General features: G+C 59.9%; 13 protein-coding genes. 9 read left to right on the forward strand and 4 right to left on the reverse strand.

Features of this window, described 5'->3' with window-relative positions; translation table 11 throughout:
* Nucleotides 1-601 precede the first annotated feature (601 nt).
* A complete protein-coding gene (locus KW403_RS03135) occupies nt 602-2,038 on the reverse strand; it encodes an aldehyde dehydrogenase family protein (RefSeq protein WP_223021308.1) in 1,437 nt (478 codons plus the stop codon).
* Between the two features lie 130 nt (nt 2,039-2,168).
* Here KW403_RS03135 and KW403_RS03140 point away from each other — a divergent pair, with 130 nt between their 5' ends.
* The 9 genes from KW403_RS03140 to KW403_RS03180 are packed head-to-tail and all read left to right on the forward strand — an operon-like array spanning nt 2,169 to nt 11,024.
* Nucleotides 2,169-3,446 carry an FAD-dependent oxidoreductase gene (locus KW403_RS03140; RefSeq protein WP_223021309.1) on the forward strand — a complete coding sequence of 426 codons (1,278 nt, stop codon included), beginning with the start codon at nt 2,169-2,171 and terminating at the stop codon, nt 3,444-3,446.
* A 34-nt stretch (nt 3,447-3,480) separates the two neighbouring features.
* Nucleotides 3,481-4,530: a cupin domain-containing protein gene (locus KW403_RS03145; RefSeq protein WP_223021310.1), complete on the forward strand. Its 1,050-nt coding sequence runs from the start codon at nt 3,481-3,483 to the stop codon at nt 4,528-4,530.
* A 44-nt stretch (nt 4,531-4,574) separates the two neighbouring features.
* Nucleotides 4,575-5,432: a fumarylacetoacetate hydrolase family protein gene (locus KW403_RS03150; protein ID WP_246637943.1), complete on the forward strand. Its 858-nt coding sequence runs from the start codon at nt 4,575-4,577 to the stop codon at nt 5,430-5,432.
* Nucleotides 5,429-6,502 (forward strand): mandelate racemase/muconate lactonizing enzyme family protein, encoded by a 1,074-nt coding sequence (locus KW403_RS03155; RefSeq protein WP_223021312.1) that lies wholly within the window; start codon nt 5,429-5,431, stop codon nt 6,500-6,502. Before KW403_RS03150 ends, KW403_RS03155 begins: the two co-directional genes overlap by 4 nt.
* Nucleotides 6,503-6,558: 56 nt before the next feature.
* Nucleotides 6,559-7,560 carry a TRAP transporter substrate-binding protein gene (locus KW403_RS03160; RefSeq protein WP_223021313.1) on the forward strand — a complete coding sequence of 334 codons (1,002 nt, stop codon included), beginning with the start codon at nt 6,559-6,561 and terminating at the stop codon, nt 7,558-7,560.
* Between the two features lie 5 nt (nt 7,561-7,565).
* Nucleotides 7,566-8,096 carry a TRAP transporter small permease gene (locus KW403_RS03165; protein ID WP_223021314.1) on the forward strand — a complete coding sequence of 177 codons (531 nt, stop codon included), beginning with the start codon at nt 7,566-7,568 and terminating at the stop codon, nt 8,094-8,096.
* The gene (locus tag KW403_RS03170) at nt 8,093-9,388 is read left to right on the forward strand and encodes a TRAP transporter large permease (RefSeq protein WP_223021315.1); all 1,296 of its coding nucleotides are present in this window, start codon (nt 8,093-8,095) and stop codon (nt 9,386-9,388) included. The genes KW403_RS03165 and KW403_RS03170 overlap by 4 nt, the downstream gene beginning before the upstream one ends.
* Nucleotides 9,385-10,500 carry an iron-containing alcohol dehydrogenase gene (locus KW403_RS03175; protein ID WP_246637874.1) on the forward strand — a complete coding sequence of 372 codons (1,116 nt, stop codon included), beginning with the start codon at nt 9,385-9,387 and terminating at the stop codon, nt 10,498-10,500. Before KW403_RS03170 ends, KW403_RS03175 begins: the two co-directional genes overlap by 4 nt.
* Nucleotides 10,497-11,024: a MarR family winged helix-turn-helix transcriptional regulator gene (locus KW403_RS03180; RefSeq protein WP_223021316.1), complete on the forward strand. Its 528-nt coding sequence runs from the start codon at nt 10,497-10,499 to the stop codon at nt 11,022-11,024. Before KW403_RS03175 ends, KW403_RS03180 begins: the two co-directional genes overlap by 4 nt.
* Nucleotides 11,025-11,673: 649 nt before the next feature.
* On the opposite strand, the gene KW403_RS03185 is transcribed toward KW403_RS03180, so the two are convergent.
* The 3 genes from KW403_RS03185 to KW403_RS03195 form a co-directional block, all read right to left on the reverse strand.
* A complete protein-coding gene (locus tag KW403_RS03185; protein WP_223021317.1) occupies nt 11,674-12,714 on the reverse strand; it encodes a LacI family DNA-binding transcriptional regulator in 1,041 nt (346 codons plus the stop codon).
* Between the two features lie 169 nt (nt 12,715-12,883).
* Entirely contained in the window at nt 12,884-14,308 is a 1,425-nt protein-coding gene (locus KW403_RS03190; protein ID WP_343224049.1) for a neutral/alkaline non-lysosomal ceramidase N-terminal domain-containing protein, read from the reverse strand.
* Nucleotides 14,305-16,032 (reverse strand): IlvD/Edd family dehydratase, encoded by a 1,728-nt coding sequence (locus KW403_RS03195; RefSeq protein WP_223021319.1) that lies wholly within the window; start codon nt 16,030-16,032, stop codon nt 14,305-14,307. The genes KW403_RS03190 and KW403_RS03195 overlap by 4 nt, the downstream gene beginning before the upstream one ends.
* Between the last annotated feature and the right edge of the window lie 7 nt (nt 16,033-16,039).

The raw sequence follows: 16,039 nt of genomic DNA on the forward strand, positions 1-16,039 counted from the left end.
GATGTAATACATCTCGAACAATTGTACGCGGAGATGTCATGGCCTCTGCTTCCTATATCACCCGCCATGAAGACCGTTATTACCTTCAGGTTCGACTGGGCCGTACATCTGCTCGCCGGGCAGTTCGATAGAGTCTCGTTAAGGCCCAGCAATGCCTCGCTCTTCCCAAAAAAAGTCCGGCAGCTGAAGGCCTACCTTCAGCAGCTTCGGCTAATCACTCCGGAGGAGCTGCGGGCGCGGCAGAATTCTTAAGCGCTTCAGAAGAAGCTGAACCGCCGGGCACTGGCTCAGCCGCTCCGGGTTCGCCGGAGGCTCCAACTCCTGAGTAGTATGGAGCATCATGAGCAGAGCGCCCTCCCGTTGACAGATCATAATCGGGTGTACACCGGAACTGCTCGCCAGCTGCGGGAAAATCTCTCCCTCCATCAAGGTTTGAAACGTTACCTTGGAGTTGAGCTGGGAAGCGTGCTTCTTGCTTTATGACATTTCCGACCTTCTCAGGGTCGAAGGCAGGCGGCTGCAATTCAAAACTTGCGACAGCGCATCTTTTTTGCGGACGCTCATCTCCATTTCCAAGAAACCGGCCCCCTGCCAGGCAAATTCAGTTTGCTTCCGAAAAAATATGTTTGGTTTCGAGGAAGTCATTGAGAGCCTCAACGCCATGCATGCGACCAAGCCCGCTCTGTTTGAAGCCTCCCGTCTCCGCTTCGGCAAACAGCCGATTGTGCGAATTGATCCAGACGGTTCCGAATTTCAACGCGCGGGCAACCCGTTGCGCCCTTGCAAGGTCCGCCGTCCACAGGCTCGCAGCAAGGCCCAGGCGCGTGGCGTTTGCTTTGGCGATTGCTTCAGCTTCACCCTCGAACCGCTCGATGACAAGCAGCGGACCAAACAGTTCCTCCTGTACAAACTTGCTCGATAGATCGTTTATGGCGACGAGCGACGGCGCGATGAACGCGCCCTTTCCTTCGCGGACTTCCCCCCTGACGATGACATCTCCTTCGGCGGCGGCTTCGTCGAGCAACGCAGCAATCCGATCACGGGAGCGGATATCAATCATCGGCCCCATATCGCTGGCCGGGTCTGTTCCCGGGCCGAGCCGCATCTTCGAAAGGCGCTGGGCGATGGCGCTGGCCACCTGATCGTAGACCGGCGCCTCAACAAGCACACGGCTCACTGCGGTGCACATCTGACCGGCCATGACCGTGGCACAGCGAACGATGGTCGCAACCGAATTCTCGATGTTGGCGTCGGCGAACACCACGGCAGGTGTCTTGCCGCCCAGCTCGAGCGCAAGACGCTTGAGCGTATCGGCGGCCGCTCGCATGATCGCCTTGCCCGTGCTCACCGATCCGGTAAACGATATGATGTCGATGTCGCCATGCTCGGCCATGGCGCGGCCAACGGCATCGCCGGACTCGTTGACCGAGTTCAACACGCCCGCTGGCACCCCCTCGACCGCCAGAGTTTCCATGAGCACAGCATTGGTAAGCGATGTCTGCGGTGCGGGCTTGACCACGGTGGTGCACCCAGCGGCCAGGGCCGGCGCAAGACTGCGTATCAGCAGCGTAATCGGCGCGTTCCACGGCACGATCACTCCGGCGACTCCGCCCGGCTCACGGGCATAGATTGACTGCTGGCCCTCATCGATTTCCTGAACGCGCCCGAAGATGAGGCGTGACAGCCCCGCGTAGTAGCGCAACTCCGAAACGGCGGCATTGAGTTCATGATCGATCTCACGCCCGAGTTTGCCGGACTCGGCAATTGCGATGGATTTGATCAAGCCCCTGCGCGCTTCGACCGCATCGGCCATGGCCAGAAGCACATCCGAGCGCAGACGCGGCCTCGCCGCCCATCCGCCCTTCTCGAAAGCCGTACGAGCGGCCGCCACCGCTTGGTTCACGAGCGCTGGCGAACCGGAACGGTAACGGCTCGCTTCGGTACCATCCGCAGGGTTGGTTGTCGCAAGAATTCCTTCGGCGGCGTCCTCGATCCAGACGCCCCCAATATAATGATTAGCTATACGAATGGAATCCATACCCACCTCCCTTGATCACGAAATTCCCTTCTATCCGCAACCGATCCAGCCGTAAAGCAGGCAATTCCTGCGTTGACAAACATGAGGATCGCTTATTTAATTAGTAAGACAAACTAATAAAGAAAAAGGAATGTCTGGGGTGGAAAGTAAGCCGGTAATTATCGTAGGTGCGGGCCCCACGGGACTGGCTCTTGCAGCCCGCTTGGGTATGGACGATGTGCCTTGCATTTTGCTGGAGGCTGAACCCGATTTGACGGTGGATCTGCGGGCAGGCTCCTTTCACCCCCCAACGATCGAAATGCTGACGGAGCTTGGGATTGGCGAAACCATGCATCGCGAAGCGATCAAGGTACCGGTGTGGCAGGTGCGGGACCGCATCGCGGGCGTGGTGGCTGAATTCGACCTGTCTCTTCTGTCGAACGACACGCCCTATCCCTATCGCCTGCATCTCGAACAGCACAGGCTTACGCCGATCCTGCTGGACAGGATCCGCAAGGATTTGTCCAGCGTCGAAATCCGCTTCGATGAAGTCGTAACCGAGGTCGCTCAGGACGACGGCGGCGTAACCGTAAAGACCGCGAATGGCGAAACGCTGCGCGGTGCTTTTCTTGTCGGGTGCGATGGTGCGCGCAGTGTCGTGCGCGCGGCCATGAAAGTCGATTTCGCAGGTTTTACCTGGCCCGAGCGCTTCCTTGTCGCCAGCACGACGTTCGATCTCGGCGAGTGGGGCTTTGCCGGGGCGGGCTATATCGCTGATCCTGACAACTGGGCGGCCGTGTTCATCGTTCCCGATGATGGCCCTCCCGGACTTTGGCGCATTGCCTACGGCACCGATCCCGCGATACCGGATGAACAGGTCATGGCACCGGCCTCCATACAGGAGCGGCTTGGAACCATCATGGAACATGCCGGCCATGACGCAGAACCGTTCCCGCTGAAATATGCCTCGACGTATCGCGTACATCAGCGGGTCGCCACGCGATTTACCGAGGGCCGGATCCTGTTGGCGGGAGATGCGGCGCATCTGAACAATCCGCTGGGAGGGTTCGGGTTGAATGGCAGCGTGCACGATGCCGTCAATCTCGGCGGCAAGCTCGTCGAGATCTACCTCGACGGTGCCCCTCATGAGGACCTTTTCGACCTTTATGACCGGCAGCGTCGCCCGGTTAACATCAGGGCCGTCCAGTCCATGAGCATTCGCAACAAAAAGCTGCTCGAGGAGCGGGATCCGGACGTGCGCGCTGCCGAACAGCGAAGGCTGAGGGAGATCGCGGCGAATCCGGAAACCGCACGCGCCTATCTTCTGAACAGTTCAATGATCAATTCGGTACGCGAGGCCGCTGCGGTCAAGTCCGGCGCTGCGCCCATGGACGTGCCCCTGAGTATGACCAAGCCCGCGGCAAAATAGCAGGATTTCACATTGCGAGAGGAGGAGAACACCGATGGCACAGGCTTCCGTTTTCAAGACGTCGGATAACACCCGGCAGGTCTATTACGACAAGATTGCGGGACAGAGCCTGTCCCCGCTCTGGGAAATCCTCAAGAGCCTGTTGCCTGAAGAGCCGATCACGACGACGAAGGCCCACGCCTGGCGCTGGGAGGATGTCAGGCCATTTCTTCTTGAATCGGGCGATCTCGTTACGGCTGAAGAAGCCGAGCGTCGCGTGCTCGTCCTCCAGAATCCGGCCTATCCCGGTCAGCCGCGCGTCACGCCCACCATCTATGCTGGAATCCAGCTCGTGCTGCCCGGAGAAGTTGCACCAGCGCATCGCCATACGCCATCGGCCTTTCGCCTCATTCTCGAAGGCGACGGCGGGTATACGATGATCGGCGGCGAGCGTGCCAGGATGCATGTGGGAGACTTTATCATTACCCCGGTATGGGCCTATCACGATCATGGCAATGATGGCGCGGACCCGGTCATGTGGCTTGACGGTCTCGATCTGCCGATGGCCCGCACCTTCGAGATCATCAGGGGCGAGGAGCACGAGGTAGACCGGCAGGCGTCGGCGCGGCCAGAGGGCGATTCGCTGTCGCGTTTCGGATCTGGCCTGCTTCCCCTCGAGGGCGAAAACCCTCATGGTCTGACGTCTCCGGTAATCCGATATCCGTTCGAGAGAACCCGCGAAGCGCTGCTCGGCAGCGCCGCAGGGCGCGCGCCTGATGCACATACCGCCATTTCCATGCGCTTTTCCAATCCCTTGACGGGAGACTGGGCGATGCCAACCATCGGCACCTGGATGATGTATCTCCCCGCGGGATTTGAAACAGCCCCCATGCGCTCCACCGATGCCATCGTCGCCAGCGTGATCGAAGGAGAAGTCCAGATCATGTCCGGCGAGGAGACTTTCGACGCCGGGCCGCGGGACGTCACCGTTATGAAGAACGGAAGCTGGCGGCGCATCAAGGCCATCAAGGACACATTCCTTTTCTGCTTCTCGGATCGATCCGCGCAGCAAAAGCTCGGCTTTTTCCTGGAAGAGCGGGGTTAGGCTCCATGCGTCTGTGCCGCTTCAACGAGACGAGACTTGGCGTGATGACAGACGTCGGCGATATCGCCGATGTCAGCGCAGCCGTGGACGTCCTGCCTGAGCTCAAATGGCCCTTGCCGCATGGCGATCTGCTCGTGGCCAACCTCGACATCGTATGTGCCCGTATCGGGCAACTCCTGCCGGACGCGCCACGCCTTGCGCGCAACAGCGTAAGGCTCGACAGCCCAGTCGCCAATCCGGGAAAAATCATCGCCGCGCCCGTCAACTATCACAAGCATCTGGACGAGGCCCGCAAGGACACCGGAATCAACTTCGGCACCGAGATCAAGACCATCGATGATCTGGGGCTGTTTCTGAAGGCGCCAAGCTCGTTGATCGGCTGCGACCAGACTGTATTGCTGCCGCCGCTAGACCGGCGTATGGATCACGAGATCGAACTGGCGGTCATCATCGGCAAACCCGGTTTCGAGATCACCCGCGAAGCTGCGCTCGACCATGTTGCGGGCTACGCGATCGCCCTAGACATGACCATACGCGGTCCCGAGGACCGCAGTTGGCGCAAATCCTTCGATACCTTCAGCGTACTGGGACCGAGCCTCGTCACTCCCGATGAGGTTCCCGATCCCGACAATCTCGATTTCACATTGCGTGTGAATGGCGAGGTCCGCCAGCGTTCCTCGACAAAAGCCCTGATCTTCGACGTCCGCAAGCTGATCGAGCGCGCGTCCTTTGCCTACCGCCTCCATCCCGGCGACGTCATCATGACAGGCACACCCGAGGGGGTGGCTCCGGTCGGCGATGGCGACGTCATGGAATGCCGCATTGAAAGCGTAGGAGAAATGAGCGTTCGGGTCGGGAAAAGACACCACGCGGCTGCAGTGCAGGCAGGAGGCAGCGCATGACCCATATCGCCAATGCCAGCGTCAGCCTCATACCTTTCAAGCTCAAGACCCCGGTAGGGGGATCAGGCGTAGGCGGCGTGGACGTCATCATCGTCGAATTAACCGATATGGATGGTGCCACAGGACTTGGGTTTTCCTACGTGCTCGGTGGCGGCGGCGCGGTCACTGCGCTGGCCGCTCGGCAACAGGTCGAGCGTTTCGCCTCGGGAGCCATTCCGCCGCCCCAGGCTCTGTGGCGCAATGTCGCCGCAACCTTCAACCGCACCGGGCTCGGGCCCAATCTGGTTGCGCTGGCGGCACTGGACATGGCCGCATGGGATCTCGAAAGCCGGAGCCGCGGCGTGCCGCTTGGGGTGGCCATGGGAGGTGCCGCAAGGCCGGTTCCGGTCTATGGAAGCGGTGGTTTCAACGCCGCACAGACACCCGACCAGGCCTGCGAGACCGCGCTGAGACAGCTGGATCTCGGACTTCGTGCCTTCAAGCCACGCGCCCGGGGCGCCCGTATCGACGCACTCCTTCTGGCTGCCGTTCGCAAGGCTCTGCCGGACGACATTCATCTGATGACAGACGCCAATGAGAAATGTGATCTGGCCGGCGCGATGTGGTTGATGTCCGCCGCCAGAGACAACGGCCTGCTGTTCGTCGAGGAACCGCTGCCATCCACGGCGCTGGAAGGCTATCGCGCCCTCGCCGCTCGGTCGGATTGCGCAATAGCAACTGGCGAACATCTTCAGGGCCGCGGTGCAGCATTGCCCTATTTAAGCGAAAGGCTGGCGACGGTGTTCCAACCGGATCTCGCGATGATGGGCGGGCTGACGCCGATCCTCGAGATTTCGCAGATCGCCGCTGCATTCGACATCGGTATCGCACCGCATTTTCTGCCGGGCCTGTTCGCGCATGTCGCTTCTGCGGCTGCCAATGTCACCTGGCTTGAGGATTTTCCGCTTCTCGAACCTATGTTCGAGGGGTGGCCACAATGGGACGCTGACGGCCGCATGAGCGCCGGAGGGGAGCCTGGACATGGACTGACGCTCAAGGAGGAGTATCGCCGGTCTGCACAGTCCGTTTAGAACGTCCGAAACGCCTGATAAGAGAAGGCGGAGGGGACAAAAAAGGGAGAGAGAACATGACCAAGCTTACATTGAGCACAAGCGCGCTGTGCGCCGCCTTGCTGGCGTTCACGGCAATGCCGGCCGAGGCCCAGGACGAACTCGGACTGGCGCATTTCATGCCGCCTGCCCATACACTGCATACGGAAGTCTTCGTCCCGCTGCAGGACAAGATCGCCAAGGCGACCGACGGCAAGATTGCGCTGCGGATCTATCCCGCCGGAGAGTTGGGCGCAGGGCCGAACCAGCAATATGACCGTGCCCTGCGCGGTGTTGCCGACATGGTTTTCGGCCTGCCGGGATACACTTCCAGCACGTTTCCGCGGACCCTGCTGCTGGAATTGCCCGGCGCTCTGCCCGACGCACAAGAAGCCGTCGACATGATCTGGGACAATATCGACCAATTCGCTCCGGACTTCGAACGGGTGGAACTGCTCGGCCTGTGGACGGCAACACCGACACTCATCGCCACCCGCGGCAAGCCCGTTCGCTCGCTGAAGGATCTTGAAGGGATGACCATCCGCGCCCCGTCCGTGTTGGGAGCGGAGTTTCTGGCCGAATGGGGCGCCAATCCCGTCAACATACCCGCCTCCGATCTCTACACCTCACTGGAAACCGGCGTGATCGACGGTGTGATGACCGGACCGGATGGCATTCGTTCCTTCCGGCTTTATGAGGTGCTTGACTATATCACCCGGGACTTCCCCGGCGGTGTCTCCACCTTTTATGTGATCGCCAACAAGGACCAGTGGGCCGCGCTGCCCGAGGAACAACGCGCCGAACTCGAGGCGTTGTTCGGTCGCACCATCAGCGCCGACGGCCAGGCCGCCTATCGCTGGGCGGCCGATGAGGCCTATAAATTATTCGACACAGTGGACGGGCTCGAAGTCATCACGCTCGATGAGGGAGAAGCCGGGCGCATCATCGAGGCCATTGAGCCTCAGATTGCCGCTTACAAGAGCCAACTGAAAAAAAGCGGCATCGATGCCGAGGCCATTCTTTCGGCTCTTGAAGAGTAGAGGCTATGGCCGGTTCACGCTCTGAGCCCAACACACACCTTCCCGACGCTTTAGCGCGAACAGGAGAGACGCTGGCGATAATCGCCGGCGTCCTCCTGGCTATCCTTATCGTGCTGATGACTGTCAATGTCGTGCTTCGCTACGGCTTCGACAGCGGCATCCACGGGATCCTCGAGATCATGCAGATCGGCATGGTTCTGGTGATCTTCCTCGGTCTGCCGCATTGCACGGCGGTGGGCGCCCATATCGCTGTCGAGATGCTCACCCACATTCTGCCAGCCATATTCTGGCGGATCATCAATCCAATCGTGGACATCGGCTGCGCGGTCATTTTTGCCATGATGGGCTGGTTGTCAGCGTTGCGGGCGCTGGACGCCCACGAATATGGCGACACCACGAATTTTCTGCGCATCCCGCTCGCATTGCCCTGGAGCGTCATCGCTTTGGGCTCGGGCGCAACGGCCCTGATCTTTGCGGGTAAGTTATTCTGGGCCCAGACCACCAGTCCAGAGCGAGCTCCGGAGGACAATCCATGACCATCGGTCTGATCGCGCTGGCTGCGCTGGCCGTTCTCTTGTTGGTGCGGGTACCGGTGGGAATAGCGATGATCATCGTCGGGTTTTTCGGCACGCTAGTGTTCACGAACCCCACCGCGGCATTCGCAACGATGACCGGAGAAACCATTGAACTCGCGATGAAGCTTGAAATCATGGTGATCCCCTTTTTTCTGCTCATGGGAAACCTTGCTGGCGTATGCGGGCTATCAAGGGATCTTTTTGATGTCGCCAACGCCCTTCTCGGACGGATGCGTGGGGGCCTCGCCTCGGCGACCGTCATCGGATGCGGCGGGTTTGCTGCCCTCTCGGGTTCGTCGGTCGCCGCAGCGGTGACGATGGGCAAGGTTGCCATTCCGCAGATGAACCGCTTTGGCTATGACGACCGGCTCGCCACCGGTGTGGTCGCGGCAGGTGGGACGCTGGGAATCCTGATACCGCCCTCTGCCGGGTTCGCGGTTTACGGCATCCTCACCGAGCAATCGATCGGGAAGTTGTTTCTTGCGGGAGTCCTGCCAGGAATTCTGCTGATGACGCTCTTCATTCTCGTCATCATGATCGTCACCGCCATCTGGCCTCATCTTGGACCCGCCGCCGCCGTCATGCCACGCCGAGAGCGGATGCAGGCGGTTTTCCGGTCCCTGCCTTTCATCCTCGTCGTTCTCACCACCATTGGCGGCATATATCTGGGCGTATTCACGCCTATGGAATCCGCCGGGGTCGGCGCCATCGCCACCTTCTTTGTCGCGCTGTGGCGGCGCTCGCTGAGCTGGAGCCGCATTCGACTGGTGCTGGTGGAAACCACAACGACGACCGCGATGATTTACATCATCCTGATCGGCGCCAGCATATTCACGCCATTTCTGGCCCGCACCGGAATCCCATCCGCACTTTCAGCCGCGATGCTCGATCTCGAGCTTGGCGTCTTTGGCAGCATGATGCTTCTGATGGTCGCCTATCTCATTCTCGGCACGTTTCTCGACGGCTTCGCGCTGCTCGCACTCACACTGCCAATTGTATTTCCGGTGATCGTCTCGCTCGGGCTTGATCCTATATGGTTCGGCGTTTTCATGGTTGTCGTGCTTGAAATGGCACTGATTTCGCCACCCGTAGGCATGAATGTCTTCGTGCTCAAATCCATCGTGCCCGACATCTCGCTCAGCCACATTTACACCGGAACGCTGCCTTTCTTGCTGGCAATGATCGTTCTGATCGTCCTGCTCGTTCTCTGGCCAGACATTGCTCTGTTCCTTCCGGAGACTATGGGCCGATGACCATCGCTCGCTTCAACTATGTCACCCCAGTTCGCTTCGGTTTCGGGGCTCTATCGGTGCTCGCCGACGAGCTGGGACATTTGGGCGTCGGCCGGTTTCTTTTGGTTACCGATCCGGGCATCGTAGAGGCGGGGCTGGTCGAACGCGTGACCGCGGTGGTGAAGCCCGCAGCGATCTTCGATCAGACGCCAAGCAATCCGACCGAGGCCGCAGCGATCAAAGCGCTTGCGGCGTTCCGCGAGGCGGAGTGCGACGGTGTCGTCGCGCTCGGCGGCGGCTCATCGATCGATCTGGCCAAGGCTGTCGCCTTGCTGGCAACGCATTCAGGCGTGCTCGCCGACTATGTCATAGGGGGCGGAAGCGCAGATGCCATTGGTCCGACGAGCCCCATCATTGCGGTTCCAACGACGGCGGGGACGGGAGCCGAGGTCGGACGTGCAGCTTCGCTGACCCTGCGAAACGGGACCAAGGCCGCCTGTGTGAATGCCCACCTTATTCCCAGATGCGCAATCTGCGACCCGGATTTGACCCTGAGTCTTCCGCCGATGTTGACAGCATCGACCGGTATCGATGTGCTGTGCCACGGGATCGAAGCCTATTTCTCTTCGACCTTCAATCCGCCGGCCGATGCGATCGCTCTCGATGTCGTTTCCCGTTCGGCGCGAAGTCTGCCCGAAGCTGTACGCAATGGAAACAACCGCGATGCAAGGAGCGAGATGCTCCTCGCTGCGGTTATGGGTGGAATGGTGTTTCAGAAAGGTCTGGGCGCCATTCATGCCCTCACTCATCCCCTCGGCGCTCTCGGCTATCCCCACGGCACCCTCAACGCCATCGTGCTGCCGCACGTTCTGGCGATCAACGAAAAGCTCGCTCCTGCGCGCGCCACGGAGCTTAAGTCGGCGCTCGACAACGTTTCTGGCAAAAGCCTGTCGGTATGGACAAACGATTTTATCGCCGCTTTGGGCTTGCCGCAGCGCCTTTCTGCATTAGGAATGACACGAGATGGATTCTCTGACTTTGCCGAAAAGGCCGAGCGCGAGCATCTTAACAAGACAAACCCGCGGCCGCTGACCGCCGCGGAGTTTTTGACGATTCTGGAGGCAGCATATTGACGGATACACCCGTCCCGGCCGAACACGACGACGCCTTGCCCCAGGGCGAGGCCGAGATCGGAGAACTTGGACGCCAGACCGGCTACCTGCTCCGCCGGGCCAGTATGACCTATACGACCCACTGGATGTTAAGCACCCGCGCGACCAGCATCGCCGGACTAACCCCTGTTCAGGCGGGCATGCTCATTCTCATCGAGGAAAATCCCGGGCTTACCCAGATCGAACTGGCGCGATTGCTGAATGTCGAGGGGTCAACGCTGTGGGCGCTTGTCGCCAAACTGCGCGAGATGGGCCTCGTGCAAAGATACCGTCAACCCGGGGACAGGCGGGCTTTCGCGTTGCATCTGACCAAGCAGGGTAAGCGCGCGCTCGTCCAAACGACCGCCCTGCTTGCAGACCATCAGGAAGCGCTGCTCCAGCGCCTTACGCCCGATCAACGGGCGCAGCTCAATCAGTCGCTCAAACTGATCATCGCGGCCGGGGAAGTGGAGAATCAAAGGCTGGCCGAGATGGCGCCACAATAATCCTCGGCAACAGGCTGGCGGGCATCACGCTGGGTCAGCTTCCTCAGCGAGGACCGACCAATTCCTGCGTCATGAATGCCGCTTTTTTTTCAACAACAACGCGTCTTCCGCCGTAGCATCAAGAGGAGATGCGTCTTAGCGCCTTCAAAGCCGATCTTTGCAGAGCGCGAGTAATTGTGGCCTGCCGCGAGAGATGCCCCCTGCCCTACAATGTAAATACGCGTGGCCGTGGCGCGCGCTTAAGATTCTTGTCGCGGAAGTAACGTCATTCTGCATCCAGCGCCGTGTGGCGGAACGGCAATGATCCGCTCGCCACCGAACGACGGCGCGAGCGGATATGTTGCTTCACAGGTCACGATATTGGCAGTGCCGAGGCCACTAGAAGCCGCGAAAGCAATCAGAGCCTGCAGCGTATTTTCGTTAGGTGCGGGGTTGGCTGCAGCTTACTCCCGCTAACACCCTGTCCAGCAAGCGATGTTTCGAAAAGACATGCGTCCAGAGACCCATGACCTGGGCTTCGTGTTTCTTCTACCATGCAGGACGCTGTTTTCTCGTGGTTCAGATGGGTTCCGTTACGTCTTCCCTCCCCGGCAGGCGGCTCCATATAGGGTCTACGAGCACCAAGGAGTATCGTCAGGCGTAGTCGGGCTCAACCGATTGAGCCACCATCGACGACACTGACGGGCATCAGAAGATGACGAGCCTCGCCCCCATCCCCATTGATGAGATCAATCAGCATCTTGCTGACCTCCTGGCCGATTTCGTAAGCAGGCGAGGAAACGCTACACAGGGTTGGCTTCGAGAATTTCTGGAACAGGAAGGCGTTGTAGCCGGTGACCATCAATTCCGACGGCACGGAAAGACCGCATCGCTCCGCAGCCTGCATCGCCGCAAGGCCGAGCTGGTCATTGCCACCCATAACGGCATCGGTGTTGGGATGACTTCGCAACCAGGTTTCGATCTGGCGAATGGACAATTCGAAATCATCTTCGCTGCATGACAGGTGATCGATACGTGCCCGCTTTCCCGCAGCGGCAACTGCCGCGGCTGCCCGTCTCTCCATAGCCGGCCAGACCTGGCGGGAAGCGGCAAACAAAATTCGCTTGGCGCGCTTGTCGATCAGACGTTCGACAAGCATCCCCGCCCCTACACCATCGTCCTGACAGACCGAAGAGACTTCAGGCAGATCAGGTGGTGGGGCGTCCTGGATGACGACCATCGGCAGCTTGAGCTGTGCGAGTTTTTTATAAACCTGCACCCTCTGCTCACGCTCACCTGAGACCATCACCGCAAATCCGTCATAGCCGAAGCTGCGCTCCATCAACGTGTCGAGGGCTTTGAGGTTGCGCAACCCGTTCACCATGAGGCTGTAGCCGATGGTGGCGAGAAAATTGCTCATCCCCGCAGCAACCTGGGTGATGTAGGGATCGTCGAGAAAACGCCGATCGGGATGCAACACCGTCAGGCCGAGCGCGAATTCCTTTTGCAGCCGCAAGCTGCGACCACTGCGCTGAGGGCGATAATTAAGCTCACGGACAGCTTCGCGTACCCGAGCCGCCACCTCGTCGCCGACACGCGCCATGCGCCCGTTGATGACATTGGACACCGTCATCACGGAGACATTGGCGAGTTTTGCCACGTCCTTAAGGCTCGGTTTTGACGACCGCCCCACGGCGGACTTCTTGGCCATATCGCGTTCGACCCAATTGCCCCGTCACAGCGGCCCTACAAGCAGCTGTGATTGATATACGCCGAATTACAGCCTGGCGGGTCGGGAGACTGTGGACAACTGAAAGCTTCTGCATCGGTAAATGCGTTTATTCGCTCGCCCGGATGCCGCTCTCGGCACATCAGCGCCTTCACTCCGTGTAAAGTGTTTTCACCAGTTCGATCGCAGATTGCCGGAAAACGGCTTCTGCATCCTTCGAAACATAGCAAGCAAGCTCCACCTCATAGCCGCCTTCGGCATAGCAATCGGCAGGCGGCAAATACCCCTCGGTCCCGTTTGTATACCCTCCTACGAAAGTCATCGCGAAGGGCGACGCTTCCCGGATGGCTAGTCCCGTGGCAGAAAAGATCTCCATCGGAGCCGACACCAGAACCACATCGCCAATGCGCAGGGCGCGTATCGGAATGGGCACCGTCGAAACGCCCTGCACACGCCGGGCCATGACGAGCATGATATCGTCGCGCCGTGCCCGGAAATGAATATCGGCAAGCGTGTCATGGTCCACGCCTTCATTCTTCAACGCGTGGAGCTCCGACTTGGTCGCGGCCGCGCGTTCTTCAAGAACGTCGATGGACTCGAACGGCTTGACGGGCAGCTCGGCCACGGCTTCGGCAACGCGGATTGTCGCGGGGTTGTCGGCAAGCACCGTCTTCTTTTGAATGCCTAGCGGAGCACCCGATTCCACCACATGGCTGTATTCCATGCGGTAGTTCATCGGAGACATCGCGGTGAGCGTGGTGGCTGCATCTGCCGCGATCCGGTTGCCGATCTGCTCGGCAAGCCGGACATCGCCGCTCAGCGCCTCGAACGGAATCTGATCCCCAGCACTGCCCTGCAGAAACAGACAGACACCCCCGACGAGCTTTTCCACGCCTTCTTTGAGCGCCCCGGGGAATTCGGCGCTGATCGCCGTATTCTGGTGAGCGAGCACGATTGGATGCGTGCCGTAACCCACCACGCTTGCGATCGTATTGCCGTCGAGATCGTCGAAACGCAGGAGCGCTATCGTGGTGTCGCGCAATCCGCCTTGATGTGGGCTGACCACCATGCGTCCTTCCGGCGTGGAGAAACGCCGGTTCCGCGTAACTTCGCTTGCGCCATACCCGAAGGCCACCCGTGCAGGCTGCAAGCTCTCCACCGCGATGCGGCAGGCCGAAAGAACGGCGTTCCGGCACTTTTCGCGCCATGACGGCATCAGGTTCATGCCGGGCATGTCCGGCGACAGACCATTGGTCGTCTCCGCATCCCAGACGGGGGCGCTGTGTGTGTGCGTTGCCCCTATCGAAACGAGAGCAGCCGGAACGCCGGTTTCACGCTCGATTTCCGAACGCAGTTCATCACAGACACGTGTGGGCAATCCCGTCAGATCGAGATCGCAGACCAGAATTTTCGTTCCGTCGTTTTCAAGGCAAAGTGCTGTCGCATGCAGCGGCAGGTGAATGCTCTCGGCCAGATCAACGGTACGCGCCCCCCACAGGATATGAGGGATGCCCACCGGCGGCGTCATGTCCGCGCGGCCCACTCCACAATTCAACAAGGTTCCCTCCTTCATCATACGTAATCCCGCGCCACCGCGGCCCCGCGCCGACCCTTGAGAAGTTCAAAATCGCACCCTTCATCCGCCTGCAAGATGTGATCGGAAAACATCCGCTCGAACCCGCTGGCGGGCGGCGCAGCCGGCACCCAATCTGCCTTGCGACGGGCAAGCTCCTCGTCGGGCACTTCAAGCACGATGGAGTTTGTCGATGCATCAATGGAAATCATGTCACCGTTTTCCACCAGCGCGAGGGGGCCGCCGATAGCCGCCTCCGGTGATACATGGAGGATGACCGTGCCATAGGCCGTGCCGCTCATTCGCGCATCGGATATGCGCACCATGTCAGTCACGCCTTTCTGAAGCAGCTTGCGGGGCAGCCCCATGTTCCCCACCTCCGGCATGCCCGGATACCCGCGCGGACCGCAATTCTTCAGCACGAGAACGCTGGTTTCGTCGACGTCGAGTGCAGGATCATCGATCCTTGCGTGGTAGTCATCGATGTCCTCGAACACCACCGCCGCGCCGCGGTGCGTCATCAACGACGCTGTCGCGGCCGAAGGCTTCATAATCGCTCCATTGGGAGCCAGATTGCCTCGCAGCACCACGATCCCCCCATCCGCGGTAAGCGGTTCGGAAAAGGGACGAATGACCTCTTCATTGAGCACCCGGATCGCGCTGTTGTTCTCGGCAATCGTACGGCCATTCACCGTGAGGCAATCCGCGTGAAGACGCTCCGCATCGAGAAGCCTTCTGAGCACTGCCTGCATGCCCCCGGCATTGAAGAAGTCTTCCATCAGAAAGCGGCCCGAAGGCATCAGATCAACAATGGTCGGAATGTTGCGGCCAATGCGGTTCCAGTCATCGAGCGAGAATGGCACCTCGACCCGCCCCGCCAATGCCTGCAAATGGATAACCGCATTGGTCGATCCACCGATTGCAGCGTTTGCGCAGATTGCATTTTCGAACGCCTCGCGCGTCAGGATTTGCGACATGCTCAGTCCCTGGTGAACCATCTCGACAATGCGCCTGCCGCTCATGAACGCCAGCACGCGCCGCCGTGCATCCACAGAGGGGATGGCCGCGTTTCCTGGAAGCGTGATCCCCATTGCTTCCGAAAGGCAGGCCATCGTGGAGGCAGTGCCCATCGTATTGCAGGTGCCGGGCGACCGGCTCATGGCGGCCTCCGCCGCCGAAAACTGGTCTGGCGAGATCGTTCCGGCCCGCATCTCCTCGCTGAGACGCCAGACGTCCGTTCCCGATCCCAGAACCTCTCCGTTGAAACTGCCGCTCAGCATGGGGCCGGCAGAAACCAGCAGTGTCGGCAGGTTGCAACTCGCCGCCCCCATTAGAAGAGCCGGTGTGGTCTTGTCGCAGCCCGCCAAAAGAACCACCCCGTCAATGGGATTTGCGCGAATGCTTTCTTCCACCTCAATAGCCGCGAGGTTGCGGAACATCATGGCGGTCGGGCGCATATTTGATTCACCCAGCGACATCACCGGGAATTCGACGGGAAAACCGCCTGCCTCGAAGATGCCGCGCCGCACATGTTCAGCCAAATCGCGCAATTGACCGTTGCAAGGGGTCAGTTCCGACCATGAATTGCAGATGCCAATGACAGGCCTGCCGTCGAAAAGATGCGGAGGAAAGCCTTGGTTTTTCATCCAGCTTCGGTGAATGAAGGCTCCCTTTTCATGCCCTCCAAACCATTCGGTGGAACGCAACGGATCTTTTTTGCTGGTCATTTCGTTT

Origin of the sequence: Nitratireductor kimnyeongensis (assembly GCF_019891395.1) — a bacterium.
GTDB classification, from domain to species: Bacteria; Pseudomonadota; Alphaproteobacteria; order Rhizobiales; family Rhizobiaceae; genus Nitratireductor; species Nitratireductor kimnyeongensis.

What these genes read in the sequence shown, in the direction of transcription:
- KW403_RS03135 (WP_223021308.1), bottom strand. Translation starts at nt 2,038, where the DNA reads ATGGATTCCATTCGTATAGCTAATCATTATATTGGGGGCGTCTGGATC.
- KW403_RS03195 (WP_223021319.1), bottom strand. Translation starts at nt 16,032, where the DNA reads ATGACCAGCAAAAAAGATCCGTTGCGTTCCACCGAATGGTTTGGAGGG.
- KW403_RS03155 (WP_223021312.1), top strand. Translation starts at nt 5,429, where the DNA reads ATGACCCATATCGCCAATGCCAGCGTCAGCCTCATACCTTTCAAGCTC.
- KW403_RS03175 (WP_246637874.1), top strand. Translation starts at nt 9,385, where the DNA reads ATGACCATCGCTCGCTTCAACTATGTCACCCCAGTTCGCTTCGGTTTC.
- KW403_RS03165 (WP_223021314.1), top strand. Translation starts at nt 7,566, where the DNA reads ATGGCCGGTTCACGCTCTGAGCCCAACACACACCTTCCCGACGCTTTA.
- KW403_RS03185 (WP_223021317.1), bottom strand. Translation starts at nt 12,714, where the DNA reads ATGGCCAAGAAGTCCGCCGTGGGGCGGTCGTCAAAACCGAGCCTTAAG.
- KW403_RS03160 (WP_223021313.1), top strand. Translation starts at nt 6,559, where the DNA reads ATGACCAAGCTTACATTGAGCACAAGCGCGCTGTGCGCCGCCTTGCTG.
- KW403_RS03140 (WP_223021309.1), top strand. Translation starts at nt 2,169, where the DNA reads ATGTCTGGGGTGGAAAGTAAGCCGGTAATTATCGTAGGTGCGGGCCCC.
- KW403_RS03170 (WP_223021315.1), top strand. Translation starts at nt 8,093, where the DNA reads ATGACCATCGGTCTGATCGCGCTGGCTGCGCTGGCCGTTCTCTTGTTG.
- KW403_RS03145 (WP_223021310.1), top strand. Translation starts at nt 3,481, where the DNA reads ATGGCACAGGCTTCCGTTTTCAAGACGTCGGATAACACCCGGCAGGTC.
- KW403_RS03190 (WP_343224049.1), bottom strand. Translation starts at nt 14,308, where the DNA reads ATGATGAAGGAGGGAACCTTGTTGAATTGTGGAGTGGGCCGCGCGGAC.
- KW403_RS03150 (WP_246637943.1), top strand. Translation starts at nt 4,575, where the DNA reads ATGACAGACGTCGGCGATATCGCCGATGTCAGCGCAGCCGTGGACGTC.